The 2,007-nt window shown below is 52.9% G+C and carries 4 protein-coding genes; 2 read left to right on the top strand and 2 right to left on the bottom strand.

Annotated features, from left to right (window positions below; all coding sequences use genetic code 11):
- Positions 1-156: 156 nt before the first annotated feature.
- Positions 157-477: a DNA-binding protein gene (locus ACOYNV_RS28025; RefSeq protein WP_422903107.1), complete on the top strand. Its 321-nt coding sequence runs from the start codon at positions 157-159 to the stop codon at positions 475-477.
- Complete coding sequence (locus ACOYNV_RS28020) at positions 467-763, top strand: BrnA antitoxin family protein (protein WP_422903106.1); 297 nt, start codon at positions 467-469, stop codon at positions 761-763. Before ACOYNV_RS28025 ends, ACOYNV_RS28020 begins: the two co-directional genes overlap by 11 nt.
- A gap of 7 nt (positions 764-770) precedes the next feature.
- Here the strand turns inward: ACOYNV_RS28020 and ACOYNV_RS28015 are convergent, their stop codons facing one another.
- Together ACOYNV_RS28015 and ACOYNV_RS28010 are read right to left on the bottom strand one after the other, a co-directional pair.
- Positions 771-1,571 (bottom strand): DNA-methyltransferase, encoded by an 801-nt coding sequence (locus tag ACOYNV_RS28015; RefSeq protein WP_422903105.1) that lies wholly within the window; start codon positions 1,569-1,571, stop codon positions 771-773.
- A 138-nt stretch (positions 1,572-1,709) separates the two neighbouring features.
- On the bottom strand, positions 1,710-2,007 hold a 298-nt coding region (locus ACOYNV_RS28010), incomplete at its 5' end, for a hypothetical protein (RefSeq protein WP_422903104.1).

The raw sequence follows: 2,007 nt of genomic DNA, 5'->3' as shown, positions 1-2,007 counted from the left end.
AGGCCGCGCAGGAGGATTCATGCATGCTCGCTGGCATAGCAGCAATGGCAATTGATTCGCCGATTGAAAGCTCACGCAACTGAACGGTCAGGCGGCGTGTGCGAAGCGGGGGGAAGTTAATCATGGCAGGATACCTTTGACTATTGCATTATTTAGATGTACAATCAATTCATGCACACAGTTATTGAAACTCTTGAATTTCAGCAGCAATCCGCCGGTATCTGGACGGACGCACAGTTCCATGCCTTTATCAACTGGATTGCACAGAATCCTTTGGCTGGGGACGTTATCCCCGGAGCTTGTGGTGCACGGAAAGTTCGCTGGTCGGCACGCGGCCAAGGCAAACGAGGAGGGGCGAGAATTATTTACTTCCACCTGCCCGAACAAGGGGTAGTTCTGCTGATTGCGGCTTATGTCAAAGCTGAGCGCAGCACAATGACCACCAAGGAAATAAGAAAGGCGAGCCATGAACATTGAAAACATTGACGTTGAACAGGTTGCAAAGGCGATTGATGCCGATGCCGGGATGAATTTACCCGGTCTGCGTGAATCGCTTGAACAAGCCAAGCGCGGAGAATTTGCAGAGGTGCACACACCAGAAATCATCATGGCACGCCGTGGTCGCCCGGTTGGCAGCGTGCAGGAATCAACCAAGCGGCCTACTACATTGAGGATTGACGAAGCGGCTTTAGCGCGCTGGCGAGCTTCCGGTAAGGGGTGGCAAACCAGAGCGGCAGAGTTGCTCGCCAAACATGCGCCGTGAGTCACGGTCATGCCGCCTGTCCAAACAGACCGGCCTGAACCGGAGATGCGATGGCGGCTTCGATACGGGCTTTGGCGATGGCGAAATACTTGTCGTCGCGCTCGATGCCGATGAACTTGCGGCCAGTGTTGATGCAAGCAACTCCGGTTGTGCCGCTTCCCATCGTATTATCGAGAACCGTCTCGCCCTCGTTGGTGTAGGTGCGGATCAGGTACTCCATGAGCGCAACGGGCTTTTGGGTGGGGTGAACGTTGTTTTTCTTATCCAACCCGTTGCCGGTCGGCTGATAAATAATTGTTTTTGGATGCGCGTATTCGCTTCTAAACCCCGACCCGTTGACCAAACCAGACCCATACACGCCAGATTTAATATCGTCTCCTTCTTTGGTAAACCCTTTTCCTGTTCGTGCTGCTAAATACGGTTTTTTATATTTCTGAGGGTTGTAAGTGGGCAGTTTTTCGTAAAAGACAGCGATGTTTTCATGCTGCTTCAAAGGCATTCGTCTTACGTTCAAAAAACCTGTCGGAGTGTATTTATCCCATATCCACTCATATCTAAAATCCTTCATGTTGCTGCTTATCAGCTTCGTGGTGAATGGCTGGCTTGCCGTCAGTACAATCGCCCCGCTCTTCTTAATCACGCGCTTGTAGTGCGCCCACAATGGCTCGAACGGGATAACCGAATCCCACTTGCACGCAGTCGTCCCATAAGGCAAGTCGCACAGGATCATGTCCACGCTGCCGTCCGGTATCTCTGCCATGCGCTCAAGGCAATCGCCAAGGTGAAGGGTGTATCGGCTATCGGGCATGGTGGCGACTCCTTGGCATTAAAGGGGTGTCGCGGCGAGCTGTTTATGCGGAACAGCGTTCGGGTGCATCCCTAGCCGCGACAAACCAAGTCTGCGGCATGGGAAATTGGCGTTTTAGGGCGTTTTCCGGGTTGCGAATCAGCCTGTTCGCTCGGCGTTGTAGATTGCCGCCCAGTCATCGCGGTCAATCGCCGTCAGGGTGCACAGCGTCATCGGTATCGTCAATTCAGCGTATTTGCCGTACTTGTCGACCGGAGAATTCATGGGTTGCCCGATACTCTCAATCACCAGAGGGGAGTAAATCCGTCCTTTGTATTTCATGGCGATCATCGTCGGCGAGAGTGAAGGCATCATCGCCCTGAATCCATCTGCCACGCTTGGTGATTTTGCCATGTTCAGAATGGCGGCTTCATCTGCCAGCTTTTTCGGGAGCGCC

This window comes from Propionivibrio sp. (genome assembly GCF_049316945.1).
Classification (GTDB): domain Bacteria; phylum Pseudomonadota; class Gammaproteobacteria; order Burkholderiales; family Rhodocyclaceae; genus Propionivibrio.
This window is presented reverse-complemented; position numbering and strand designations above follow the sequence as displayed.